The 24,525-nt window shown below is 62.0% G+C and carries 26 protein-coding genes and 1 tRNA gene; 11 read left to right on the top strand and 16 right to left on the bottom strand.

Annotation, left to right across the window (positions count from 1 at the left end):
* The 4 genes from SM765_RS05360 to pdxR form a co-directional block, all read right to left on the bottom strand.
* Entirely contained in the window at nt 1-1,152 is a 1,152-nt protein-coding gene (locus SM765_RS05360; RefSeq protein ID WP_274837276.1) for an acetate/propionate family kinase, read from the bottom strand.
* Nucleotides 1,152-1,907: a TSUP family transporter gene (locus SM765_RS05355; RefSeq protein ID WP_065271347.1), complete on the bottom strand. Its 756-nt coding sequence runs from the start codon at nt 1,905-1,907 to the stop codon at nt 1,152-1,154. The genes SM765_RS05360 and SM765_RS05355 overlap by 1 nt, the downstream gene beginning before the upstream one ends.
* 4 nt (nt 1,908-1,911) lie before the next feature.
* Nucleotides 1,912-3,690 (bottom strand): sulfoacetaldehyde acetyltransferase, encoded by a 1,779-nt coding sequence (xsc, locus tag SM765_RS05350; protein WP_274837278.1) that lies wholly within the window; start codon nt 3,688-3,690, stop codon nt 1,912-1,914.
* Nucleotides 3,691-3,876: 186 nt separating this feature from the next.
* The gene (gene pdxR / locus SM765_RS05345) at nt 3,877-5,337 is read right to left on the bottom strand and encodes a MocR-like pyridoxine biosynthesis transcription factor PdxR (protein ID WP_274837279.1); all 1,461 of its coding nucleotides are present in this window, start codon (nt 5,335-5,337) and stop codon (nt 3,877-3,879) included.
* Nucleotides 5,338-5,461: 124 nt separating this feature from the next.
* On the opposite strand from pdxR, the gene SM765_RS05340 reads away from it, so the two are divergent.
* Both SM765_RS05340 and SM765_RS05335 read left to right on the top strand, forming a co-directional pair.
* Nucleotides 5,462-5,773: an ArsR/SmtB family transcription factor gene (locus tag SM765_RS05340; protein ID WP_274832649.1), complete on the top strand. Its 312-nt coding sequence runs from the start codon at nt 5,462-5,464 to the stop codon at nt 5,771-5,773.
* Complete coding sequence (locus SM765_RS05335) at nt 5,766-6,797, top strand: permease (protein WP_274837280.1); 1,032 nt, start codon at nt 5,766-5,768, stop codon at nt 6,795-6,797. The genes SM765_RS05340 and SM765_RS05335 overlap by 8 nt, the downstream gene beginning before the upstream one ends.
* A gap of 224 nt (nt 6,798-7,021) precedes the next feature.
* On the opposite strand, the gene SM765_RS05330 is transcribed toward SM765_RS05335, so the two are convergent.
* Together SM765_RS05330 and SM765_RS05325 are read right to left on the bottom strand one after the other, a co-directional pair.
* Nucleotides 7,022-7,615, bottom strand: a complete 594-nt coding sequence (locus tag SM765_RS05330) for a GNAT family N-acetyltransferase (protein ID WP_274837281.1) — start codon at nt 7,613-7,615, stop codon at nt 7,022-7,024.
* A 100-nt stretch (nt 7,616-7,715) separates the two neighbouring features.
* Complete coding sequence (locus tag SM765_RS05325) at nt 7,716-9,113, bottom strand: aminotransferase family protein (RefSeq protein ID WP_274837282.1); 1,398 nt, start codon at nt 9,111-9,113, stop codon at nt 7,716-7,718.
* 428 nt (nt 9,114-9,541) lie between these two features.
* On the opposite strand from SM765_RS05325, the gene SM765_RS05320 reads away from it, so the two are divergent.
* The 3 genes from SM765_RS05320 (at nt 9,542) to SM765_RS05310 (ending at nt 12,072) form a co-directional block, all read left to right on the top strand.
* The gene (locus SM765_RS05320; RefSeq protein WP_274837283.1) at nt 9,542-10,318 is read left to right on the top strand and encodes a beta-keto acid cleavage family enzyme; all 777 of its coding nucleotides are present in this window, start codon (nt 9,542-9,544) and stop codon (nt 10,316-10,318) included.
* A 2-nt stretch (nt 10,319-10,320) separates the two neighbouring features.
* Nucleotides 10,321-11,649: an aspartate aminotransferase family protein gene (locus SM765_RS05315; RefSeq protein WP_274837284.1), complete on the top strand. Its 1,329-nt coding sequence runs from the start codon at nt 10,321-10,323 to the stop codon at nt 11,647-11,649.
* Nucleotides 11,650-11,727: 78 nt separating this feature from the next.
* Nucleotides 11,728-12,072 (top strand): hypothetical protein, encoded by a 345-nt coding sequence (locus tag SM765_RS05310; RefSeq protein WP_274837285.1) that lies wholly within the window; start codon nt 11,728-11,730, stop codon nt 12,070-12,072.
* Nucleotides 12,073-12,161: 89 nt separating this feature from the next.
* Here SM765_RS05310 and SM765_RS05305 read toward each other — a convergent pair.
* Both SM765_RS05305 and SM765_RS05300 read right to left on the bottom strand, forming a co-directional pair.
* Nucleotides 12,162-12,237, bottom strand: a tRNA-Ala gene (locus tag SM765_RS05305).
* A gap of 195 nt (nt 12,238-12,432) precedes the next feature.
* A complete protein-coding gene (locus SM765_RS05300; protein WP_065271339.1) occupies nt 12,433-12,759 on the bottom strand; it encodes a TIGR02300 family protein in 327 nt (108 codons plus the stop codon).
* Nucleotides 12,760-12,858: 99 nt separating this feature from the next.
* Between SM765_RS05300 and SM765_RS05295 the strand changes: the two genes are divergently transcribed.
* The gene (locus SM765_RS05295; RefSeq protein ID WP_274832656.1) at nt 12,859-13,545 is read left to right on the top strand and encodes a M48 family metallopeptidase; all 687 of its coding nucleotides are present in this window, start codon (nt 12,859-12,861) and stop codon (nt 13,543-13,545) included.
* Between the two features lie 72 nt (nt 13,546-13,617).
* Nucleotides 13,618-14,271, top strand: a complete 654-nt coding sequence (locus SM765_RS05290; RefSeq protein WP_274829754.1) for a GntR family transcriptional regulator — start codon at nt 13,618-13,620, stop codon at nt 14,269-14,271.
* A gap of 134 nt (nt 14,272-14,405) precedes the next feature.
* Here SM765_RS05290 and SM765_RS05285 read toward each other — a convergent pair whose 3' ends face one another.
* Nucleotides 14,406-15,368, bottom strand: coding sequence for an acetyl-CoA carboxylase carboxyltransferase subunit alpha (locus tag SM765_RS05285; protein ID WP_368981473.1), 963 nt, complete (start codon nt 15,366-15,368; stop codon nt 14,406-14,408).
* Between the two features lie 126 nt (nt 15,369-15,494).
* Nucleotides 15,495-16,091, bottom strand: coding sequence for a LysE family translocator (locus SM765_RS05280; RefSeq protein WP_065271335.1), 597 nt, complete (start codon nt 16,089-16,091; stop codon nt 15,495-15,497).
* Between the two features lie 72 nt (nt 16,092-16,163).
* Here SM765_RS05280 and SM765_RS05275 point away from each other — a divergent pair, with 72 nt between their 5' ends.
* On the top strand, nt 16,164-16,616 hold the full coding sequence (locus SM765_RS05275) for an Lrp/AsnC family transcriptional regulator (protein WP_065271334.1): 453 nt from the start codon (nt 16,164-16,166) through the stop codon (nt 16,614-16,616).
* On the opposite strand, the gene SM765_RS05270 is transcribed toward SM765_RS05275, so the two are convergent.
* From SM765_RS05270 to SM765_RS05260, 3 genes are all read right to left on the bottom strand, one after another.
* Nucleotides 16,613-17,218 carry a hypothetical protein gene (locus tag SM765_RS05270; protein WP_274837286.1) on the bottom strand — a complete coding sequence of 202 codons (606 nt, stop codon included), beginning with the start codon at nt 17,216-17,218 and terminating at the stop codon, nt 16,613-16,615. The genes SM765_RS05275 and SM765_RS05270 overlap by 4 nt on opposite strands.
* Nucleotides 17,219-17,297: 79 nt before the next feature.
* Nucleotides 17,298-17,717, bottom strand: coding sequence for a Spy/CpxP family protein refolding chaperone (locus SM765_RS05265; protein ID WP_274837287.1), 420 nt, complete (start codon nt 17,715-17,717; stop codon nt 17,298-17,300).
* Between the two features lie 169 nt (nt 17,718-17,886).
* Nucleotides 17,887-18,846 (bottom strand): L-malyl-CoA/beta-methylmalyl-CoA lyase, encoded by a 960-nt coding sequence (locus SM765_RS05260; RefSeq protein WP_274837288.1) that lies wholly within the window; start codon nt 18,844-18,846, stop codon nt 17,887-17,889.
* 305 nt (nt 18,847-19,151) lie between these two features.
* On the opposite strand from SM765_RS05260, the gene dgcN reads away from it, so the two are divergent.
* From dgcN to SM765_RS05245, 3 genes are all read left to right on the top strand, one after another.
* Nucleotides 19,152-20,153 (top strand): N-acetyltransferase DgcN, encoded by a 1,002-nt coding sequence (dgcN, locus tag SM765_RS05255; RefSeq protein ID WP_065271330.1) that lies wholly within the window; start codon nt 19,152-19,154, stop codon nt 20,151-20,153.
* A 114-nt stretch (nt 20,154-20,267) separates the two neighbouring features.
* A complete protein-coding gene (gene dgcA, locus SM765_RS05250; RefSeq protein ID WP_274837289.1) occupies nt 20,268-21,233 on the top strand; it encodes an N-acetyl-D-Glu racemase DgcA in 966 nt (321 codons plus the stop codon).
* A 10-nt stretch (nt 21,234-21,243) separates the two neighbouring features.
* Nucleotides 21,244-22,107: a D-amino-acid transaminase gene (locus tag SM765_RS05245; RefSeq protein ID WP_065271328.1), complete on the top strand. Its 864-nt coding sequence runs from the start codon at nt 21,244-21,246 to the stop codon at nt 22,105-22,107.
* A gap of 381 nt (nt 22,108-22,488) precedes the next feature.
* Here SM765_RS05245 and SM765_RS05240 read toward each other — a convergent pair whose 3' ends face one another.
* From SM765_RS05240 to SM765_RS05230, 3 genes are all read right to left on the bottom strand, one after another.
* Complete coding sequence (locus SM765_RS05240) at nt 22,489-23,286, bottom strand: DODA-type extradiol aromatic ring-opening family dioxygenase (RefSeq protein WP_274837290.1); 798 nt, start codon at nt 23,284-23,286, stop codon at nt 22,489-22,491.
* Nucleotides 23,287-23,407: 121 nt separating this feature from the next.
* Nucleotides 23,408-23,722, bottom strand: a complete 315-nt coding sequence (locus SM765_RS05235) for a DUF1244 domain-containing protein (protein ID WP_065271326.1) — start codon at nt 23,720-23,722, stop codon at nt 23,408-23,410.
* Nucleotides 23,723-23,787: 65 nt separating this feature from the next.
* Nucleotides 23,788-24,525 (bottom strand): N-formylglutamate amidohydrolase, encoded by a 738-nt coding sequence (locus tag SM765_RS05230; RefSeq protein ID WP_274837291.1) that lies wholly within the window; start codon nt 24,523-24,525, stop codon nt 23,788-23,790.

Here is a 24,525-nt window from a genome sequence, read left to right as displayed (position 1 = left end):
TCATGTCGCCTCCGGCAGCAGGGCAAGGGCGTCCATCGCGATCTGGCGCTCTTCATCGGCTGGGATCACCCAGATCTTCACCGCCGAAGACTGGCAATGCAGCGCCATCTGGCGGGCCTCATTGGCATCGGGGTCCATGCGCACACCAATCCATTCAAGGCCCCGCAGAACTCGCGCGCGGATGGCGGTGGCGTTCTCTCCGATACCGCCGGTGAATGCGATGGCGTCGATGCCTTCGATCGCGGCAATCAGACTGCCCGCATGACGAAGGGTCCAGTAGCAGAAGTGATCAATGGCAAAGGCGCTGTCGGCGCTGGGGTCTAGCATCAGCTTGCGCATGTCGGATTTGCCACCCGATAGGCCCAGAAGCCCGCTTTCGTGGTTGAGGATCGCCTTGGTGCGTTCCAGCCCGTTGTCCTCTACGAGGCGCAGAACTGCGTTGGCATCGATGCCGCCCGACCGGGTACCCATGGTCAGCCCGTCCAGCGGTGAATAGCCCATGGTGGTGGCGATGGATTGCCCGCCCCGGATGGCACAAAGCGAGGCGCCATTGCCCAGATGAAAGGCCAGCAGCCGTGCGGGCAGTTTTTCCTCGGACAGGTCCGGCAGGCGCCGCACCAGTGCCGCGTAGGATAGTCCATGGAAGCCATAGCGGCGGATGCCCTTGGTCTCGATCATCCGCGGGATGGCATAGCGGGTCGCCACATCGGGATTGGTGGCGTGAAACGAAGTGTCGAAACTGGCGAACTGCGGCAGGTCCGGGGCGAGTTCCCCCATGGTGTCGATGGCGGCCAGGCTATGTGGATTGTGCAGCGGCGCCAGCGGGGTGCAATCGGCGATCTCGGCGCGGACCTCGGGCGTGATGCGGGTGGGGGCGGTCAGATTGCGTCCGCCATGCACCACCCGGTGGCCTATCGCCGTCAAGCTGCCTGCCGTGATGCCGCGATCCGCCAGCGCTTTTAGGATGGCCGAAAGCGCGGCCTTATGGTCGATAAAGGGGATTTCGGTCTCGGCGCCGTCCACGATCAGCCGCGAGGCACCGCCGATCCCGTCGGCAAGACCCTGCACCTGCTCTTCGAACGCGCTGTCGAAGACAGCGAATTTGATGGAAGAAGATCCGGCATTGAGGATCAGAACCCGTGCATCGGCCATCAGAGCACCCGCACGATGTTCAGCACCGAAAGCACGGTCAGCAACAGCACGATACCACGGCGGAAATTCTTCTGGTCGGCGCTGGCAAAGCGCTGGCTGCCGGTCCAGATCCCGGCGCCAAGGATGGGAAAGGCAAGCAGCACCCCGTAAAGCGTGTCGACCCCGGTCAGCCCGTTTGCCGCCATCACCGGCAGGGCCATCATGTCGATACCGGTCAGAAACACGATCATGGTGGCGCGAAATACGGCAGGGGGGATCGGCTGAGCGGTCAGAAACGCGGCAGCGGGCAGGCCGCCGACACCGGCGCTGTTGGCAATGCCGGCCACAAGACCGACGCCGAGGTTGCCTTTGCCCCCGATGGGGCGGCGCAGCTGCCAGCCGCTGAGCAGGATGAGGCTTAGCATCAGCACAAGTGCCGATATGGCAAGCCGGGCCTGATCTTCGCCCAGGCGGGACATGATGGCGATGGCGGGGACCGTGGCAATGGCGGCCCCGCCCAGCAGCAACAGTGCCCGCTGCCAGTCGATATGAGGCCGGATGCCGCGCGCCTGAAAGGCGGTCATTGTGATTTCGCAGGCAAAGACCACCGGGATCAGCGGCAGCGGGTTGGTCACCAGCGCTGCCAGAATGATAAAGATCGCGGAGAATCCAAATCCCGAATAGCCACGGATAAAGGCCGCCACAAACAATGCGGCGGCCAGATAGGCGCCCTGACCTCCATTCAGATCAAATGGCAGATCAAAGGGCAGCGTCATTTCCTCAGCCGATCTGCTGTGGGCGCATGTCGTCGGCAGAGATGCCTGCGACCTCGACCGGGTTCTTCATGGCGTCGCGGCGGAAGGGTTCACCCAGTTCCTGGTTGATCATCGCCTCGATGAGGGTGGTGATGCCGTTCTTCTGGTCCTCGACAGCCTGTGCCAACGCAGCGGTCAGCTCTTCCATGGTGCGGGCGACAACGCCTTTCAGGCCGCAGGCATTGGCGATCCCGGCATAAGAGACCTGCTGATCCAGCTCGGTGCCGACAAAGTTGTCGTCGAACCACAGGGTCGAGTTCCGTTTCTCCGCGCCCCACTGGTAGTTGCGGAATACCACCTGAGTAACAGCGGGCCATTCATCGCGGCCAATCGCGGTCAGCTCGTTCACGGCGATGCCAAAGGCACCGTCGCCAGAGAAGCCCACGACCGGCACGTCCGGGCAGCCGATCTTGGCGCCGACCACGGCAGGCAGGCCGTATCCGCAGGGGCCGAACAGGCCCGGTGCCAGATATTTGCGGCCCTCGTCAAAGGACGGATATGCGTTGCCGATGGCGCAGTTGTTACCGATGTCGGAAGAGATGATCGCCTCGCGAGGCAGCGCCGACTGGATTGCGCGCCAGGCCATGCGGGGGCTCATCCAATCCGGTTTGTCGGCCCGGGCGCGTTCATTCCAGGTGGTGCCGGGATCGTCATCCTCGTGATCCATCGAGCTGAGCTGCTGCGCCCAGCGGGATTTGGCTTCGGCGATCCGTGCCTTGCGGTCTGCGCGTCCTTCATCACCTGCGCTGTCGCTCAGCTGGTCAAGGATCGTCGTGGCCACCTTGGCGGCATCGCCGACGATGCCAACCGTCACCGGTTTGGTCAGGCCGATCCGGTCCGGGTTGATGTCGACCTGAATGATCTTGGCTTCGGTGGGCCAGTATTCCATGCCGTAGCCCGGCAGGGTCGAGAAGGGGTTGAGCCGGGTGCCAAGGCAGAGCACCACATCGGCGTCCTTGATCAGTTCCATACCGGCCTTTGAGCCGTTGTAGCCAAGCGGACCTGCGAACAGCGGATGCGATCCGGGGAAGGCGTCATTGTGCTGGTAGCCAACGCAAACGGGGGCATCCAGACGTTCGGCCAGCGCCTTGGAGGCAGCGATACCGCCCTTGGACAGCACCGCACCTGCGCCGTTCAGGATCACCGGGTTCTTGGCCTCGGACAGCAGCTTGGCGGCCTCTGCCAGAGCGCCCTCACCGCCGGTGGGGCGTTCGAATTCGACGATGGCGGGCAGAGCAACGTCGATGACCTGGGTCCACATATCGCGCGGAATGTTCAGTTGCGCCGGGGCCGAGGCGCGTTTGGCCTGCATGATCACCCGGTTCAGCACTTCGGCCACGCGGGAGGGGTCACGGACCTCTTCCTGATAGGCGACCATGTCTTCGAACAGTTTCATCTGCTCGACTTCCTGGAAACCGCCCTGACCGATGGTCTTGTTCGCCGCCTGCGGGGTGACCAGCAGCAGCGGGGTGTGGTTCCAGTATGCGGTTTTGACGGCAGTGACAAAGTTGGTGATGCCCGGGCCGTTCTGGGCGATCATCATCGACATCTTGCCTGTGGCGCGTGTGTAGCCGTCCGCCATCATCCCGGCGCTGCCTTCATGCGCGCAGTCCCAGAAGGTGATGCCTGCCTTGGGAAACAGGTCCGAAATCGGCATCATCGCCGAGCCGATAATCCCGAAAGCATGCTCAACCCCATGCATTTGCAGGGTTTTGACAAAGGCTTCCTCGGTGGTCATTTTCATGGTGTGTTCTCCTGATGAGACGCTGACAGGGCCAGGCCGGCGCCGGGCGTTATATCCGGTTTAGGCTGTCGGAAGGGGAGGGGTTAGGGCCAGATACCTGTCCGGATTAGGGCCAGATATGGCGCGGCCTGATGGGGGTGTATCACGGCTGCAGAAAACGCATGCGCGCCTGTGGCCGCGGCAACCTCAGGACGGTTTCAGCGCCTCGGCCAGCAGCGCCAGCCCTGGTTCGATACGGCTTGCCGGGATCGAGGAATAGCCCAGCCGGTAATAGTTCTGCTTGCGGTGTTGGGGCGCAAAGAAGGGCGCGCCGGGTTCGATGATGACGCTCTTTTCCCTCAGGCGCTCTGCTGCGGCGGCGGTATCGACGCCCTCCGGCGCGCGCATCCAGAGGGATGAGCCACCGTAGACGCCAACACCCGAGATCGACAGCCCATGCGCGGCGATGGCCTCTTCGATGACCAGGCGGCGGTTGTGCAGTTCCTTGGCGGTGCGACGGATCTGGGAATCGTAGTGACCGAGGGAGAGGAAATAGGCGACAGTGCGCTGAATGTGCCCAGGCGGGTGGCGCAGCACGCTGGCGCGCAGGGCGCGGGCCTGACGGATGAAGCTTTCGGAGCCTACCAAATAGCCCAGTCGCAGCCCCGGAAACAGCGATTTGGAAAAGCTGCCGGCATAGACCACGCGCCCGTCGGTATCCAGGGATTTGAGCGCCGGGGAGGGGGCGCCAAGGAAGGACATCTCGAACTCGTAGTCGTCCTCGACAATCACCGCATCGATCTCGCGGGCGCGCTCCAGCAGTTGCTTGCGCCGGGCCATGGGCATGGTGGCGGTGGTCGGGCTTTGGTGGCTCGGGGTGCAGAAGATCACGTCGGTGTCTTCCGCGATCTGCTCCGGCGGCAGACCGTCGGCATCAACCGGAATGCAATCCATCTGGCAGCGCACATGGGTCAGCTGATCGCGCAGGGTGTAATAGGTCGGATCCTCGATCGCCGCCTTGCGCCCCCGGTTCAGCAAAAGCTGGATCACCAGCCACAGGGCATTCTGCGCCCCGAGGGTGATCAGGATCTGCTCGGGGCGGGCGGTGACACCACGGCGTGGCAGGGTGTGGCGGGCGATATATTCGATCAGCAGGGGATCATCCTGATCGAAATAGTCGTTGGTCAGCGCGGCAAAGTCTTTCTGCCCCAGCGCCCGCAGCGCGCAAAGCCGCCAGTTGGCATGATCAAACAGCGAGGCATCGGCCTGACCATAGATGAAAGGATAGCGGTAGTTGCGCCAGTCGCGCGGTTTGCGGGGCGTATCGCCACCGGTAAAGGTGCGGGCAATGGCTTGCGACCAATCCACTGCGTCATCAGAGCGTTGCGGCGGCGTGTAACTGGGCGGCACCGGCGCGTTTTCCGAGACGTAATACCCAGACCGCCCGCGCGACGTCAGATAGTCATTGGCCAGAAGTTCCGTATAGGCCAGCGTCACGGTGATGCGGCTGATGCCAAGGTGGCTGGCCAGTTTGCGCGAGGATGGCAGCTTCTCTCCGACCCTGAAACGGCCCGACAGAACGCCTTCGGCGATCATCTCCTGGATCTGCGCCTGAAGCGTGCCCTGCGCATCCGGGTTGAGAAAGAATGTGTCGACGGAAATGGTCATTCCGGGACAGTAGGCTGGCCTTAGGGGGAGCGCAATCTGGACTTACCGTCCCGGATGATTTTTTGAGCTTGATTTTGAGCGTCGAATCGAAATAACTAGTTTTATGGTTTTAATGGAGCATGTCATGCAGTGGGAAGAAGCAGCAGGTGGTTTTGCGGCCATGGGGTCAGAGGCGCGTCTGAAGGTTCTGCGCTGTCTGGTTCGGGCAGGGCGCGATGGATTGCGGGTGCAGGACATTCAGACCCGTACGGGCATCGCGCCCTCGACGCTGGCGCATCATTTAAAATTTCTTTCGGGCGCCGGTGTCGTGGTGCAGGAGAAGGTGGGACGCGCGACGATTAGCCGGGCCGATTTCGACCGGCTGCGGGCGCTGGCGGACTTCATTCTCTGTGAATGCTGCTCGGATCAAATGCAGGAGGCTGCAAACGATGGCTGATCTCACTCAAAATCTCGGGGCCTCGCAGGCGCTGCTGCGCTGGCTCAAAACGCCCTGGGCCGTGATCGTGGCGCTGCTGGTTTCTGTTGCGGTGCTGGATATGGGAAATTTCCAGACCATTGTGATCTTTGCGCTGAATGCGCTGGCCCATACCGGTCGTTACATCCTGTTTGCTGTGCTGCTGCTGGCGTATCTGAAGGCAACCGGCGCCGAAGCTCTGGTGGCGCGGGCCTTTGAGGGGCGCGAGGTGCGGATGATCTTTCTTGCGGCGGTGTTTGGCGGACTGGCGCCCTTCTGTTCCTGCGAGGTCATTCCCTTTATCGCCGGGCTGCTGGCTTTGGGCGCGCCGTTGTCGGCTGTCATGGCCTTCTGGCTGTCCTCGCCGCTGATCGATCCGCCGACGTTGCTGATCACTGCTGGGGCGCTGGGCTGGCCCTTTGCCATCGGCAAGGCGGTTGCTGCCGTGGCGCTGGGGTTGTTCGGGGGCTTCGCGATCAAGGCGCTGATGGGCCATGGTGTCTTTGCAAACCCGCTGAAGCAGGTGCAGAAAACCAGCTGTTGCGGCTGCGGTGCGCCAAAGGCCGATGCAAAGCCGGTCTGGGCCTTCTGGTCCGAACCTGAGCGTCGGCAACGGTTCCGCGGCGAATTCGTGGCCAACGGGGTGTTCCTTCTGAAGTGGCTGGCGCTGGCCTATGTGCTGGAGGCGCTGCTGGTGTCCTATGTCCCGGCGGATGTCATTGCGGGTCTGGTCGGCGGTGAAGGCGTGGTGGCGATTGCCGTGGCCGCGCTGGTGGGCATGCCGGCCTACCTCAACTCCTACGTGGCGCCGCCGCTGCTGGCGGGACTGATAGAGCAGGGGATGAGCGCTGGGGCGGCGATGGCCTTTATGATTGCCGGTGCGGTGAGTTCGATCCCGGCCATGGCTGCGGTCTGGTCGCTGGTGAAGCCGCAGGTCTTTGCCGCCTATCTGGGGCTGGGGGTCAGCGGTGCAATCCTGTCCGGCATTCTGTTTCAGATGCTGTGAGGTGGCGCGGGCGGGGCGCTCCCGCCCGGATCGCGGCAATCGAAGATTACCTCTCCCCCGTTGGGCCAGGCGCCGCGCTGACGCGCGGCGCTTTTTCTTGCTGAGATGGCCCTTACGGGGCAGGTCTGCCCCGTAAGGGCCGTTTCCGAGTGTCTTAAGATTTGCGCGTCAAGGACAAGCCGCCTGACGGCGGGGCCTTGCGGCCTCCTTGACCCGCGGGGGGATCACCTTTGGGTCATGAATTCCAGGTTTGCGCGGACCGCGGGCCAATCGGCGGCGGTGATGGAGTAGACAGCGGAATCACGCAGGCTGCCGTCGGGCATGATCATATGCGCCCGCAGGATACCGTCGAGCTGGGCGCCGAGCCGTTCGATTGCGGCGCGGCTTTGCCGGTTGAGGCGGTGGGTGCGGAATTCCACCGCGATGGCATCGCGGTCTTCGAATGCGTGGCGCAGCATCATGAGCTTGCAGGCGGTGTTGATCCCGGTGCGCTGTACCGATTTGCGGTACCAGGTGGAGCCGATTTCGACGCGGCGGTTGCCGTGGTCGATATTCATATAGGTAGTCATGCCCACGGCGCGGCCCTGTGGGTCGAGGATGGCGAAAGGCACCATGGATCCTGCCTCCTGAAGTGTGAGGCGGCGGTCGATCTCTGCCGGGACTCGGTCCGGTGCGGGAACCGCAGTGTACCAGAGCCGGTGCAAGGCGCCATCGCCCGCCGCCTCTGCCAGATCGGCGGCATGATCCTGCGTAAGCGGTGCCAGAGTCACATTGTCCGAGGTCAGGGTGGATGCTGTCATCCAGAGAGGGCCGGGCATGGCGGGGATCCTTGTGCTGTGTCACCCCGCCAGAAAAAGCGAAAGGCGGCCCAGTGCAAAGGGCCGCCTTTCAAAAATCTAAGTAGTCCAATTGGCCTGATCAGCCAAAGACCTTGGTCAGGGCCACGTCCACCGCATCGGTGATGGCGTCGATGTCCTCGGCCGTTGCGATCAGCGCCGGGCTGAAGCAGAGGGTGTTGTTCTTGCCGGGGATCGAACGGTTGGTGACGCCGATGATAACGCCCTGGGCGCCGACCTCGGCCACGACGGCTTGCGCCTGTTTCTCGTCCACGGGTTCCTTGCTCTCGCGGTCGGTGACCAGTTCGGCGCCGAGGAACAGACCCTTGCCGCGCACATCGCCGATCACCGGGTGCTTTTCCTGCAGTGCCTTGAGGTTGTTCATCATCCGCTCGCCCATGGCGGTGCAGTTGTCCAGAAGGCCCTCGTCTTCGATGATCTGCATGTTGGCCAGCGCGGCAGCGGGACCAGCGGTACAGCCGCCGAAGGTGGAGATGTCACGGAAATAGTTCATCGGATCGTCCGCGTCGTCCTTGAACATCTCGAAGATTTCTTCGGTGGTGACCATGCAGGCAATCGCGGCATAGCCCGAGGCGACGCCCTTGGCCATGGTGACGAAATCGGGCTGGATGCCGTAATGCTGGTAGCCGAACCAGGTGCCGGTACGACCGATCCCGCAGACCACCTCGTCGATGTGCAGCAGGATGTCGTATTTCTTGCAGATCTCCTGCACCCGCGGCCAATAGCCTTCGGGGGCCTCGATCACGCCGCCACCAGCAGTGACGGGTTCCAGACACAGGGCGCCGATGGTGTCGGGGCCTTCGCGCAGGATCACCTCTTCGATCAGGTTGGCGGCCGCGATGCCGAATTCCTTGCCCGACAGGTGCTCAAGACCCAGCTCGTGCTTGCGGTATTCCATACAGTGGGGCACGCGCACGAAACCGGGGGCGAAGGGGCCGTATTGGGCGTTGCGCTCATCCTGGCCGCCCGCCGACATCGCCGCCAGAGTGGAGCCGTGGTAATCGCGGTCGCGGTAGAGAATCTTGTGCTTCTTGCCACCGTATTTCTTGTGCGCGATCTGGCGCACCATCTTGAAGGCTTTCTCGTTCGCCTCGGAGCCGGAGTTGTTGTAGTAAACGCGGCTCATGCCGGGCATTTTCTCGATCAGCTTTTCGGCAAAGAGCGAACCGGGGATGGAACCTGCGGACTGCGCGAAATAGCAAAGCTTCATCAGCTGGTCATAGACCGCTTTGCAGATTTCCTCGCGGCCATAGCCGACGTTCACCGTCCAGACCCCACCGGAGACCGCGTCCAGCCATTCTTTGCCGTTCTGGTCCCAGACCCGCATGCCTTTGCCTTCGACGATGATCCGGGGATCGGTCGTCTCAAAGGGTTTGTGCTGGATCAGGTGGTGCCAGACATGCGCCTTGTCGGCGTCGATCACCCGGCTGAGGTCGTTTTCGTTGAACGTGCCGTCCATGACATGTCCTTCCCTAAATAGTGGTGTTCTGGTCCGGCGCGCCAAAGGGCAAGCCGGACTTTTCTGAGTTTGACGAAACGCCAAATCTGCCGCTTGCACTAGGTCCAGATGGTGATGAGCTTTGTGGCCAGTGCAGCGAGTTTCCTGCGCCGCCCGCATCAGGCCCCTGTTTTCAAGGGCAGAACTTCCGTTCTTTGCCTTGGGTGCGCCGCTATGCTCCAGCGGTTTTCCGCATGTGGCCCGCCAGGTTGCCCTAAAATCGGGCGTGGCAGTGTTCCGGGGCGGGTGATCCGGGGATAAACGCGGGTTTTTCCAGTATATCGCGATCCGGTGCAGATCAAAAGAACGCGTGTTCTTTCTTGTTCTAATTGAGAGCGTGCATTTTTCCCATCATGGTCGGGCGCAGCATTGGCCAGCGGAGAATGGGCATGGCGGAGTTCACAGTGATGGTTGCCCCGAGTGGGGCACGGCGTGGCAAGCGGGATCATTTGAACCTGCCGGTGACGCCTGAGGAAATCGCGCAGACGGCCGCCGACTGTTATGTGGCCGGGGCAGGGGCGCTGCACCTGCATGTGCGGGATGAGGAGGGCCGGCATTCGCTGGACGTCGGGCGCTATCGCACGGCGATGGAAGCGGTGCAGGAGGAGGCGCCCGGCATGAAGGTGCAGATCACCACCGAAAGCGCGGGTCTCTTCTCTCCCAAGGACCAGTTACATTGCCTGATGCAGCTGCGCCCGGCGGCGGCCTCGGTCTCGGTCCGGGAAATGGCGCGGGATCTGGCAGTAGCCGCGCGGGCCTATGCATGTAGTGCTGAGGTCGGAACGCGGGTTCAGCATATCCTGTATGGGTCGTCCTGTATCGCGCAGCTGAAGGAATGGTACGGCGATGGCACGGTGCCGCCCTCGATGCGCGATGCGATCTTTGTCCTCGGAAGCTACGCACCGCCGGTGCTGGGGCAGCCGGAGGATCTGGCCGGGTTTCTGTCGGCGGCAGCGGATCTGAAACTCAACTGGACCGCCTGCGCCTTTGGCCGCAACGAACGGGCCTGCCTGCTGGCGGCGATTGCTGCCGGAGGGGATGCGCGAATCGGATTTGAGAATAATATTGAAACGCCGGAGGGCGAGATGCTGCAGGACAATGCAGCCTCGGTAGCGGCGCTGGTCAGGGCCGCACAGGATGCCGGTCACAGCCTCAAGGAGGGCTGAAAATGTCTCATGTATTTCCCCGTCATACCAAGGCGAACCTGCCCACTGCCGTGGGGGGCGATGGCTGTTATCTGATTGATTCGACAGGAAAGCGGTATTTCGACGGATCGGGCGGCGCGGCGGTGTCCTGCCTTGGCCATTCCGACGCGGCAGTCATCGCGGCGGTGCAGCAGCAGGTGGGCAAGCTGGCCTTTGCCCATACCGGGTTCATGACCTCGGAACCGGCCGAGGCGCTCGCCGATCTGCTGATAGCCAATGCGCCGGGCGATCTGGACCGGGTCTATTTTGTCTCTGGTGGATCCGAGGCGACGGAGGCGGCGATCAAGCTGGCACGACAGTATTTCCTGGAAAAGGGGGAGCCGGAGCGGCGGCACCTGATTGCCCGGCGGCAAAGCTATCACGGCAACACGCTTGGCGCCTTGGCGGCGGGGGGCAATGCCTGGCGGCGGCAGCAGTTTGATCCGCTGCTGATCGGTGTGTCGCATATCGCGCCTTGTTATGAATACGTGGATCGGGCCGAGGGCGAGAGCAGTTTTGACTATGGCCAGCGCGCCGCGAACGAACTGGAGGCGGAGATCCTGCGTCTTGGCCCCGAAACCGTGATGGCCTTCATGGCCGAGCCGGTAGTGGGTGCCACATCCGGGGCGGTACCTGCGGTCGAAGGCTATTTCAAACGCATCCGCGAGATCTGCGACAAATATGGCGTGCTTCTGATCCTGGATGAGGTCATGTGCGGCATGGGGCGCACCGGTCATCTGTTTGCCTGTGACGCCGACGGTGTCGCGCCCGATATCCTGTGTATCGCAAAGGGGTTGGGCGCCGGTTATCAGCCGGTCGGGGCAATGCTGTGCTCCCGCCAGATCTACGAGTCCATCGAAGGCGGCAGCGGCTTTTTCCAACACGGGCATACCTATATCGGCCATCCGGTGGCCACAGCGGCCGGGCTGGCGGTGGTGAGCCAGATGCTGGAGCGGGATCTGGTGGCCCGCTGCGCGGCAATGGGCGATCGCCTGCAATCTGCCCTGCAGGAGCAGTTCGGCCAGCATCCCAATGTCGGCGACATTCGCGGGCGTGGTCTGTTCCGGGGCATCGAGTTGGTCCGTGACCGCGACAGCAAGACGCCCTTTGACCCGTCACTGGGATTGGCCGCGAAGATCAAGAAGGCCGCTTTTGAAGCCGGGCTGATCTGCTATCCGATGTCGGGCACCCGCGATGGCCGCAACGGCGATCACATTCTTCTGGCGCCGCCCTTTATCATTTCGGGGGATCAGATCGCCGAGGTGGTCGACAAGCTGGACGTGGCGATAACACAGTCCCTGCCTCAAGGCTGACAGGGGTCATTGTCTTGAAACGGACGATGGTCTTAGACTTGTCTCGTGCTCATGTACGAGCAGGGGAGGGCCATCGTCATGATCATCGCCATCGTCAGAATTCCGCTGGAAGGACCGAAACGGGATACGGAGCTGGTCACCCGCCAATCCGTTGAGGCGACGAAGATTTTCCACGACGTCAAGGGTTTGAGGCGTAAGTATTTCCTCAACAGCGACGCAGGTGGTGGCGGAATTTACGAGTTCGATACCCGTGCGGATGCCGAAGCCTGGTTCAATGAAGGATGGGCGGACTGGATGGAGGGGCGCTTTGGTGTGCGCCCGACGCTGGAGATCTACGACAATCCTGTCGTGCTCGACAATGAGCAGGATGAGGTGCGGGTGAACGGTGACCGGATTGAACCGCCTTGGATTGACGCAGGCTGAGCATCCCTGATTTGCCCATAGGTCGAAAGCGGGAGGCTCGCAAAATACATGCCTAGAAGGCTGAACAGTTTACGATGTCTGGGGGTGAATGGTGGAGCCTAGGGGAGTCGAACCCCTGACCTCTTGCATGCCATGCAAGCGCTCTCCCAACTGAGCTAAGGCCCCATTCACATCCGGCTTGGCTGTTGCCTCATCCGGTGTGAGTGGTCGTTTAAGGGACGATGGAGCAGGCTGCAAGTGCAAAATGCACCATCATTCAGAGTTTTTTTGTGCCCCATCCGGGCCCGGGTGAAGCGGGGCCGAAACCGCCCCGGTCAATCCGCCATTTGGCGGCATCCGGGCCCATACGCGGGCCTTGGATCAGGACTCGTCGTCCTCGGATGCGACGTCGGCAATCTCGTCGAGCGAGACATTGTCGTCATCGTCATCATCGTCCAGAACGTCATCGCCCAGATCCAGATCGACGTCTTCGTCATCTTCCAGAACTGCGTCGTCCCCGTCCATGTTCTCTTTGGCCTTCATCGACGCAGCGTCTTCCGAGTCGGCTTCGATCATGCGGCTCTTGCCGGTGTCGAGGGCAACGACCTCGCCCGTGTAGGGGCTGACGATCGGGTCCTTGTTCAGGTCATAAAAGCGTTTTCCGGTGGTCGGGCAAACGCGCTTTACACCCCATTCTTCCTTGGGCATGTGGATCCCCTTGATTTACTGGTGAGTCGTATCGACGATTCAGGTGCCTTGCCATATGAGGATGGTACTGTCAAAGCCTTTGCCTGCAAGGGAGAGCCGATGAGCGCCCATCATCTGCCGGGGGACCCTCCGGTGCCACTGCTTCTGCGTCGCTCCGCGCGTGCGCGTCGGATCAGCCTGCGGATTTCCGCGCTGGACGGTCGGGTCACGCTGACATTGCCAAAGTCTCTGCCTGAACGCGCGGCCCTGGAATTTGCCGCCGAGAAGGAAGATTGGATCCGCGGGCATCTGGCGCGTCATCCCGGACAGGTCGCGGTGACATTTGGAACGGTGCTGCCGGTGGCTGGGCGCGACTTGCGGGTCGTGCGCGGGCAGGCGCGGGGCGTGCGGGTCGCCGGGGATGAGATCGCGGTCTCAGGCGACAGGCCGGCCCGGTCGCTGGAACGCTACCTGCGGGAATTGGCCCGAGATCGGCTGGCCGCGGCGTCAGATGCCTATTCGGCGCAGCTGGGCCGTCCGTTTCACAAGCTGGTTCTGCGCGACACGCGCTCGCGCTGGGGGTCATGTTCCTCGGCCGGGGCGCTGATGTATTCTTGGCGTCTGATCCTCGCCCCGCCAGAGGTCCTGCGTTATGTGGCTGCGCATGAGGTGGCGCATTTGCAGGAAATGAACCACTCGGCAGATTTCTGGGCCGTGGTTCAGGACCTTTTCGGCGATCATGAGGCGCCGCGCAGATGGTTGAGGGAGAATGGCAGCCAGTTGCACCGCTACCGGTTCACGGACTGACCGAGGTGGTGCCATCAAGGATGTGCGCGCGTGGCGCATTGACCTTGGTTCTATTTGTGATCACAACAGGCCATGACCTTGTCTACCCGCTCCACATCCGACGGGCTGTCTTCAGCCCATGATCGCGTCTACCGGGCGCTGCGCACGCGTATCATGCACGGAGAGATCGCGCCGGGCGAGGCGCTGACCCTGCGTGGGATTGGACGTGAGTTCGATGTTTCCATGACCCCGGCCCGGGAATCGGTGCGCCGCCTGGTGGCCGAGGGGGCCTTGTTCCTGTCCTCCTCGGGGCGGGTGTCGACACCCGAGCTGAGCAACGAGCGGATCGAGGAGCTTGCAGCGCTGCGGTCGCTGCTGGAGGTGGAATTGTCGAGCCGGGCGCTGCCGCGGGCTCATATGGCGCTGATCGACAGGCTGCAGGCGATCAATGTCACCGTGGCCGAAATGGTGTCGAAACGCGATGCGGTGGGATACATCCGCGCCAATCTGGAATTTCACCGCACGCTGTACCTGCGGGCGCAGGCGCCTGCGATGCTGGCGATGGCGGAAACGGTCTGGTTGCAGCTGGGGCCGACCATGCGGGCGCTTTATGGCCGCCTTCGCCGGACCGAACCGCCGCATAATCACAAGCTGATCATCGCGGCATTGAAGGCTGGGGATGAGCCGGGATTGCGGCTGGCGGTGCGGTCTGATGTGACGCAGGGTCTGCGCCTGCTGGCGGGCTAGGGCGCCGGAAAATCAATCCAGGTGTGATTGAGCATGGTGGGGAGGGGCGCTCCCGCCCGGCCTTGGTGTTTCTGCGAAACTCCGCGGCCCGTTGGGCCGGGCGCCGCTGGCAGCGGCGCCGCGGTCAGGTCACATCAGGCCGCGAGGCCCTTGGAGCCGATAGCGAGGAATTTCTGGCGGCGGTCCTTGATCAGGGCAGCGCCGTCCTTGTCCTTCAGCTCATCCAGCATCGCTGAGATCGCTGCGCCGACCGAGGCAATGGTGCCGGAGGCATCCCGATGGGCACCGCCCAGCGGTTCGGCGATGATCCGGTCGATGACGGCCAGTTCCAGAAGGTTCTGCGCGGTCAGGCGTAGCGCCTCGGCGGCTTCGCGCATCTTCTCGGCATCCTTCCACAGGATCGAGGCGCAGCCTTCGGGGCTGATCACCGAATAGACCGCATGTTCCAGCATGGCGACCCGGTTGGCAGTGGCAAAGGCGACGGCGCCGCCGGATCCACCTTCACCGATGATGACAGACACCACCGGCACGCCGATCTGCAGGCTCATTTCAGTGGAACGGGCGATAGCTTCGGACTGGCCGCGTTCCTCGGCGCCCTTGCCGGGGTAGGCGCCGGTGGTGTCCACCAGGGTGATCACCGGCAGGCCGAAGCGCCCGGCCATCTCCATCAGGCGCACGGCCTTGCGGTAGCCTTCTGGGCGGGCCATGCCAAAGTTATGCGCGATGCGGGTCTTAGTATCGGCGCCCTTTTCGTGGCCGATCACCATCACCGGCTGATCGTTGAAACGAGCAAGACCGCCCATGACCGCCAGATCATCGGCAAAGTTTCGGTCGCCGGCCAGCGGCGTGTATTCGGTGAAAAGCGCATCGATATAGTCGCGGCAATGCGGACGCTCGGGATGGCGCGCGACCTGACATTTGCGCCAGGGCGTCAGGTCCTTGTAGAGATCCTTCAGCAGCTGTTCGGCCTTGGCATCCAGCGCGGCGGCCTCATCGGCCACGTCCATCTCTTCGTTGGTGCGGGCCAGGGCGCGCAGTTCTTCTGCTTTGCCTTCGATCTCGGCCAGCGGTTTTTCAAATTCCAGATACTGGGTCATGTCGCCTCACTGAGCGCCTTACGGTGCGCGGTTTGTGCGATATATGGCCTTGTCGGGCGCCGGATGCAACTCGCCACACGCATCTGTCTTGTCCCCGGTGGCTCGCGGCGGCGCAGGCCGGTGGCGTTACGCGGGCCAGATCACCGGGTAAAGCGATGCGACCAGCAGCGCCGCCATAGCCCAGTTGAACAGCATCAGGCGGCGCGGATTGGTCAGCACCCGCGCCATTTGCTGCCCCAGCAGGGTCCAGGAGCTGACCGAGGGCAGGTTGACCGCCCCAAACAGCGCCGCCACCAGAAGGATCGCCCAAAGGGTCTGATCCGGGGCGTAAACGCTGATCGCGGTCAGGGCCATCGCCCAGGCTTTTGGGTTGACCCATTGAAAGGCGGCGGCCTGCAGGAAGGTCATCGGGTTGCCCTTGCCTTCGCCGGTTTCTGCAGGCCCCGCGTTGGCGATCTTCCAGGCCAGATACAGAAGATAGGCCACAGAGGCGACCTTCAGCACGGTATAGCTGACGGGGAAGGCTTCGAAGATCCCGACCAGACCGGCGCCGACCAGAACGACCATGAAGACGAACCCCAACGCCACCCCCAGCATATGCGGGATGGTGCGGCGAAAGCCGAAATTGGCGCCCGAGGCCATCAGCATCAGGTTGTTCGGTCCCGGCGTGATCGACGAGACAAAGGCGAAGAGCGCAAGCGCGAGGAGAAGATCGTATGTCATGACGAGAATTTGACGCGTCAATGCCCGAATGAAATTGCGTTTTTGTGCGTCAGATGCGAAAAATTGCAACCAATGGCTAAAAATGATCGCATAAATCAGCAGATATTGCAGGAACTGTCCCGCGACGGGCGGATCAGCAACCTGGAGCTGGCTGAGCGTGTGGGCCTGTCGCCCTCGGCTTGTTTGCGCCGGGTGCAGGATCTGGAGCGCGCCGGAGTCATCACCGGCTACAAGGCCGTGCTGAACCGCGAGGCGATGGGGGTGGGCTTTGTCACCTATATCGGTGTCGGCCTGGGCGAACACACGAAGGAGGCGCAAGAGGCGTTTGAGCGCGCCATGCAGGCCGCGCCCGAAGTGGTGGAATGCCACAATATCACCGGCACCATCGAATATCTGTTACGGGTCGAATGCGCGGATCTGCCCAGCTACAAACGGTTTCACACCGATATTCTGGGCACCTCGCCCTATGTCACGGGGATCACAACCTATGTGGTCATGGGATCGCCCAAGGATATGCGCGCCTAACCCTGTCCCAGAAGGGCCGCCATGGCGGTCTTGGGCGAGGTCAGCACCGGCACATCGCTGTCGATCAGTGGGGCGGCCCCCGCCATCGACGCCTGTGCCAGAACCACGCAAGAGGTGCCAGATGTGAGCGCAAGGCTTGTGCCCACCCAAGCGGCGACTTGTTTGTGGAACTCCTCGGTGTCCCCATTGGTGAAATGGTGCCAGAGGCCGGGCAGGGGCAGGGCGCGGATGTCGGGCGCGCGGCCCTGTTCCGTGAAGGCGCGTTCCAGCAGGGCGGTGGAGGGAAGGCGGGTGCTGTCCAGACAATAGACCAGCATCACCGGGCCACCGGTGCCCGCAGCCTGTTGCATCATCGGCCAGTCAATTCGCGTGGCGCCTGCTTCTTCAGCCACTGCGCCGATGGTGGTGCAGGTGCACAAGGAGGGCCCCTCTGTCGCGCGGATCGCTTCGGCAATTTCCCGACGGAGAGCGGCATCGACGCCGGTCTGGGCCCGTTCAAGCCAGTCGGTACGCACCACATGCGTCAGATCGGCCTCGGGTGCCAGGGCATCGAATGTCGCCACATGCACGTCGGCCGTGTGGAATAAGGTCAGATCTGTCATGTCGGCCCCGCGTTTCTGTCAATTTGTCGCGGAATAGGGCACCAAAGGCAACGGGGCCGACCCAAAGAATGATCTGGGATTATTGTTTCTGCGCCATGGCCACGACCTGCGCGAACTGCTCCGGGGTCAGAACCGTGCGCCAGTGGTCCGCGCAGTTGGAGCGCATGGTCACCAGCTTGACCTCATACTCCCCGACCTTGGCTGCAAGGCTGGCGCGCTCCTCTGCCGGCGCACCGTCCAGAATAGCGGTGCGCAGGGCGGCGCGGGCTGCGATTGCCTCGGCTTCCAGAGCCTTGCGTTTGGGCGGGCTGGCCGCCAGCCAGTTCTGCAGATCAGCGCGTTGCTCTGCCGTGAGGCCAAGCGCGGAGGCATTCTGTTTGATCAGCGGCGTCAGGCGCACGATGGGCGCCGAGAGCTCGCTCCGGTTCTTGCCTTGCTGGGCGGGGAGGGCGGTCGCAGTTGCCAGAACAAGTGCTGCGGAAAGAAGGGCTTTTTTCATGTCGTCACCAGTGGTTGCCGATTCTGTCGGTTTCGTTCTGCGGCAACATTCCAGCACTGGAGGGTTCTTGAGTTGATATGCATCAAGAAAATTGAATGTGTTTGGCGAATGCGGAATAAAAATGGGGCGCCCGGATTCCGGACGCCCCATGGTCAGCAGCGTTCAAAGGTCAGCCTTTTGCGATCAACTCTGACTGTGCGACGATCACTTCGGCCTGTTTAATCGAAGCGATGTCGACCAGGCGGCCCTTGTATACTGTGGCGCCTTCGCCGTTGGCCTTGGCCTGTTCCATGGCGGCCAGGATCTCTCGCGCTTCGGCGACGGCTTCTTCCGAGGGGGTGAAGACCTCGTTTGCCAGGGCGATCTGTTTCGGATGGATGGCCCATTTGCCGACCATGCCCAGCGTGGCCGAGCGTTTGGCCTGTGCGATATAGCCGTCGTCATCCGAGAAATCACCGAAGGGACCATCGACCGGAAGAACGCCATGGGTGCGGCAAGCGGCGACGATGGCGGTCTGGGCCCAGTGCCACGGATCGGAATAGTGCCGCGTGTCGCCATGCAGCATGTAGTAGTTTTCCTGAGTGCCACCGATGCCGGTGGTCTGCATGCCCATGGAGGCGGCGAAGTCGGCGGCGCCAAGGCTCATCGCCTGCAGGCGCGGAGAGGAGGCGGCGATCTCTTCCACATGTGCGATGCCCGCAGCGGATTCGATGATCACCTCAAAGGAAATCGGTTTGGTACGGCCCTTGGCGCGCTCGATGGCGGTGACCAGCGCATCGACGGCATAGACGTCTGCGGCGCAGCCGACCTTGGGGATCATGATCTGGTCCAGACGGTCGCCGACCTGTTCCAGCAGATCGACCACGTCGCGGTACCAATAGGGCGTGTCCAGACCGTTGATGCGGACAGACATATACTTGTTGCCCCAGTCCACGGTGTTCAGCGCTTCGATGACGTTGGCGCGGGCGACATCTTTATCAGTGGGGGCAACCGAATCTTCCAGATCCAGATTGATCACATCCGCAGCCGAAGCGGCCATCTTGGCAAAGAGTTTGGTGTTTGAACCGGGGCCGAACAGCTGGCAGCGGTTGGGGCGTGCCGGGGCGGCGGGCTGGATGCGGAAGCTCATGTGGGCGCTCCTTGCTGGGAAAGGAAATTACGATTTGGCTGGTCATTGTGGTATGAAATTGCGCAACCCCATGCAAGAGGGACTTTGCGGGCGCAGCATCAACTATACTGCAATCGCAATGAATTCCCGTGTTGCCGCATAATAGTGAGCGAGTAATGCGCCATTGTCGGAATTTTCTTCGATGAAAATGTATTTTTGTAGAAGAAATTTCGATCATGTCTTTCCTGCAAATGCAAAAATGGGACCGCTTCGCAAGGCGGCTCGATTATCGTTCGCGGTGAATCACGTTTAACGGAGGCCCCGAGATGATCGAGACACCCTATCTGCTGTTCCTGGGCGATGCGCCCGATATGCTTGCGGCAAAGGTTGCCATCGGCATCCGCGACTGGCGCCCGGACCACGCGGTCGGGCAGATCTCTCTGCCGGGCTGCGGCGCCGATCTGGGACTGACCGAAATGTCGCTCGAAGAGGCCAAGGCCGCCGGTGCAAAGACGCTGGTGATTGGTGTCGCCAACCGCGGCGGGATCATCTCCCCCGCCTGGAAGGAAGTGCTGATCAAGGCGCTTGAAATGGGTTATGACATCGCGTCCGGCCTGCACAACCTGCTGCGCGACGAAGGCGATCTGGTCGCTGCTGCCCAAACTCACGGCGGCACACTGCATGACGTGCGTGTGCCTTCGGTCGGCTACCCGATTGCAAATGGCGTGAAGCGCAAAGGCAAGCGCTGTCTTGCCGTTGGCACCGACTGCTCGGTGGGCAAGATGTACACTGCGTTGGCGATGGACGCCGAGATGCAAAAACGCGGTATGAAATCCACCTTCCGCGCCACCGGCCAGACCGGCATTCTGATCACTGGCCACGGTGTGCCGCTGGACGCTGTGATTGCCGACTTCATGGCGGGTTCCATCGAATATCTGACCCCGGACAACGATGAAGACCACTGGGACATGATTGAAGGGCAGGGCTCCCTGTTCCACATTTCCTATTCCGGTGTGACCATGGCGCTGGTGCATGGCGGTCAGCCCGATGCGCTGATCCTGTGCCACGAGCCGACCCGTGAACATATGCGCGGTTTGCCGGGCTATTCCCTGCCCAGCCTCGAAGAGCTGCGCGATACCGCGCTGCCGCTGGCGCGCAAGGGCAACCCGAATTGTCAGGTTGTCGGTATTTCGGTGAACACTCAGCACCTGAACGAGGAAGAGGCGGTTGCCTACCTTGAGGAAGTGGAAAAGCGCATGGGGCTCCCCGCGGTGGATCCTTACCGCCATGGCGCCGACCGCTTGGTAGACGCGCTCGCCGCAATCTGATTGTTATAAGGGGGCGTCTGGCAGCAGGCGCCCTTTTTATGTGAATTCAGGCGTCTGTGGAGTGCGGCCCTACCCATTCCCAGAAGCCGAACAAAGACCCCGAAAGGATCGAACATGAAAGTCACCGTGACGCCGGATGTATTCAAACTGGCGCGGGCCTTTACCATCTCCCGCGGCTCGCGGACTGAGGCGAAGGTGCTGACCGTCAGGATCGAAAAAGACGGGGCTGTGGGGTGGGGCGAATGTGTGCCTTATGCCCGCTATGATGAAACGCTGGACAGCGTGACCGCCGAAATTACTGGCCTGCCCGACAGCTTTACCCGCGAAGAGCTGCAGGACCTGCTGCCTGCCGGTGCGGCTCGCAACGCGGTGGATTGCGCGCTTTGGGATCTGGAGGCGAAACTGGCGGGCAAACGGGTCTGGGAACTGGCCGGTCTGCCGAAACCCGGCCCCGAAATTACCGCCTATACCCTGTCGCTCGACACGCCCGAGGTGATGCAGGAGCAGGCCGCTGAGAATGCCCATCGCCCGCTTTTGAAGATCAAGCTGGGCACCGCCGATGACATGCCGCGACTGGAAGCCGTGCGCGCCGGGGCACCGGACTCGGATATCATCATCGACGCTAACGAAGGCTGGAGCGCCGAGGTCTATGCCGAGCTTGCACCGCATTTGGTGCGTCTGGGCGTGTCGCTGGTCGAACAGCCCTTGCCCGCCGGTGAAGATGACGCGCTCATTGGCATGGATCGTCCGGTGCCGGTGTGCGCGGACGAAAGCTGCCATGACCGCGCCAGCCTGCCGAAACTCAAAGGCAAATACGATGTGGTCAACATCAAGCTGGACAAGACCGGCGGCTTGACCGAGGCGCTGAAACTGCGCGAAGCGGCGCTGGCCGAAGGTTACCGCGTGATGGTCGGCTGCATGATGGGCTCGTCGCTGGCGATGGCGCCTGCGGTGCTGCTGGCGCAAGGGGCGATGGTGACGGACCTTGACGGGCCGCTGCTTCTGTCCGAAGACCGCGAAACGACAATGGAATACGATGCTGCCGGTGTGCATCCGCCCAAGGCAGAACTCTGGGGCTGAGGAGATGACAATGACCCGTACTGTTTATGTGAATGGCGAATACCTGCCGGAAGACGAAGCGAAGGTCTCGATCTTCGACCGCGGATTCCTGATGGCCGATGCGGTATACGAGGTGACCTCGGTTCTGGGCGGCAAGCTGATTGATTTCGAAGGCCACGCGGTGCGCCTGAAACGCTCGCTGGATGAGCTGGACATGCAGGAACCCTGCACCAAGGACGAACTGCTGGAGATCCACCGCAAGCTGGTGGAGCTGAACGGCATCGACGAAGGGCTGGTTTATCTTCAGGTCACCCGCGGGTCCGATGGTGACCGCGATTTCGTTTTCCCCGATCCCGAGACCACCAAACCGTCGATTGTGCTGTTCACCCAGAACAAGCCGGGTCTGGCCGATAGCCCCGCCGCCAAGAAAGGCGCAAAGATCATCTCGATCGAGGACATCCGCTGGGGCCGCCGCGATATCAAGACGGTGCAGCTGCTGTACCCCTCGATGGGCAAGATGATGGCCAAGAAGGCCGGAGCCGATGACGCCTGGATGGTCGAAGACGGCTACGTGACCGAGGGCACTTCGAACAACGCCTATTTCGTCAAGGATGGTGTGATCGTCACCCGCCCGCTCTCCAATGACATCCTGCACGGCATCACCCGCAAGGCCGTGTTGCGCATGGCAGAAGAAGCGCAGCTGAAAATCGAAGAGCGTCTCTTTACCATCGACGAGGCGAAAGAGGCGGACGAGGCCTTTACCACCTCTGCCAGCGCATTCGTGATGCCGGTCGTGGAGATTGACGGCACTGCGCTGGGCGATGGCACACCCGGCCCCATCGCCAAACGCCTGCGCGAGATCTATCTGGATGAATCGGTGAAGGCCGCGATCTGATCGCTGCGCGTATCCGTATCAACAATTAAGGCCGCTCCTGACGGGGCGGCCTTTTGTTGTTTCAGTGGCAGTGCACTCTGCCTGTGCTGGTCTGCATATGGCAGCATTTGCCCGGTGGAGAGCTTTTGCGGCAGCCTCCACCATGCTGGACCAAAGTATCGGCCTGCAGGCCCGCATGCGAGAATGAGGCCCCAAAACTGATGGTCGGTATAGCAGTGGCGAGCGCAATATGTGCGGCCAGAGACAAGGCTTTCATTGAATAAGTCTTCCTTCGATTGCATCAACGTAAACGTCTCGCAACTCTATCGTGATATACCTGTCAAAATACAACCATAAGATGCCTTTGTCCGAGCGGTTGTGAGGCTGCCCGCAACAGAGGCGTTACCCAAAGCGGAAGCTAGAGGCCGTGACGCCGCCAAAGATGTCCTTCTGGTGGTAGACCTGAGTTGCCGGTTCTTTCTCGGCCGCGCCAAGGGCTGTGAAGAGCGGCACAAGGTGATCCTCCTGCGCGTGGCAGGCGCGGGCATAGGGGGCCTGTTCCCAGTTGAGCAGTGCCTCGGTCCGCGCGGCGGCTGGCAGTTGCAGCGCCGCATTCAGCCATGTGTCGAACTCTTCCGAGGGCACCTTGGCCCGGGGGCCGAATTCCCGCAGATTGTGGTAGCTGAGACCGGAGCCAACGATCAGCACGTCCTCGTCACGCAGGGGGGCAAGCGCGCGGCCAAGGGCGAAATGCTCTTCTGGACTGTAACCATGGCGCATGGAGACCTGAAATAGCGGAACATCGGCCTCCGGGTACATCAGGGCCATGGGCACGAAGGTGCCATGGTCGTATCCCTGTTCCGCGTCCATCGAGACCGGCAATCCCGCCGCTGCGATCAGATCCGCAGTGTGCTGGGCCAGCTCTGGCGCGCCGGGCGCCGGGTATTGGATTTCGTAGGTCTCTGGCGGGAAGTTGTAATAGTCATAGACCATCGGCGGTTTTGCAGCACTCATCACTGCAAATGTGTCCTTTTCCCAGTGGCCGGAAATCATCAGAACCGCCGAGGGACGGCGCCCGATTTCCTGCGGCATACGGGCAAGCGCATCTGCCAGCGGTGCCAGCGCCTCCCGCATGTTCGGGATCCAGGGCCACGGTCCGCCGCCGTGGGAAATGAAATAGCTTGGCATCCTTGAACGCATCCGAACCTCCATCACACATACTGTTGGTTCAGATGTTAAGGGATCCGGGCCGCCGGGGTTATACCCAGTGGCGAACACCCCCTGTGCGCCGATGGCGACAGGGGGGGCAATCCGCCAGGGATCAGGCCTTGTCTGTGACGTTTTCCTTGAAGGCGACTTCGAACTCGGCCTGTTTTTCCGGGCTGGCCTCGGTCTGGTACTTGGACTTCCACTCATCCATGGTCATGCCATAGTAGATTTCGCGGGCTTCATTCTTGTCCATTTCGATGCCGCGTTCGTTTGCTGCTTCCTGATACCAGCGGCTGAGGCAGTTGCGGCAGAACCCGGCCATGTTCATCAGGTCGATGTTCTGCACATCGGTGCGGTCTTCCATCAGATGCTTTTGCAGGCGGCGGAATGCGGCGGCCTGAAGTTCGATCTCGGTTTGCTGGTCCATGGGGATCCTCCCGGTTGTCTTGCGTTCCGTAATATGTGGGTGCCACTGTCCAGAGGCAAGCGCTGCTACAGGCCCGAGTTCGCAAGGGCCCGGGGCAGGAGCTTGGCGAGTCGTTCGGCCCACTGCCGCTGTCCTGCCGCATCAGCGATCAGATCGTTGCGCAGTTCGATCAGCGTGTTGGGGCGACCATGGGCTGTGCCGTGGGTGTCGATGGCATCGCCGGGCAGGTAGCCGGTGTAGGGCTCGTTGATCCCGACACAAAGGTCAGGCTCGGCCTGCAATGTGTCGATCAGCACCGGGGAAAACCGCTCACCTTCGGGGAAGAGCACGCCGATTTGCCAGGGACGTGGGGGACGTCCGCGCAATTGCCGGGTGAAGGAATGCATCGAGACGATGACCGTGTCTGGGCGCGCGGCAAGGCGGCTCACTTCTGCGTGATAGGGGCGGTAGCAGGCCTCAAGCCGCGCCGCGCGCTCTGCCGCATCGGCGTGACGATTGGCGGGAATGATGGTCCCGTCATAAAGCTTCATCAGCAGAGTTGGATCATCTTCGCCCCGGTTGGGGTCGATCACCAGACGGGAGAAATTGGAGGCCACAACCGGCGCGTCCAGCAGCTCACCCAGATGGCGGGCGACGGCATAGGCCCCCACATCATAAGCGATATGACGCTCCATTTCCTCATGCGGCAGGCCAAGGTCACCGCCGTTGACGAAGGGAGGTACGCGGTTGGTGGCATGGTCGCAGGTGATCAGCCAGCGGGCAGGGCGGTCGGCCCCGTGAACAAAGAAGGGAGTATATGTCAT

The sequence above is a fragment of the Pseudophaeobacter sp. 1A09344 genome (genome assembly GCF_041008745.1).
GTDB lineage: Bacteria > Pseudomonadota > Alphaproteobacteria > Rhodobacterales > Rhodobacteraceae > Phycobacter > Phycobacter gallaeciensis_A.
The sequence above is the reverse complement of the archived record's forward strand: the minus strand, read 5'-3'. Positions and strand labels throughout refer to the sequence as shown.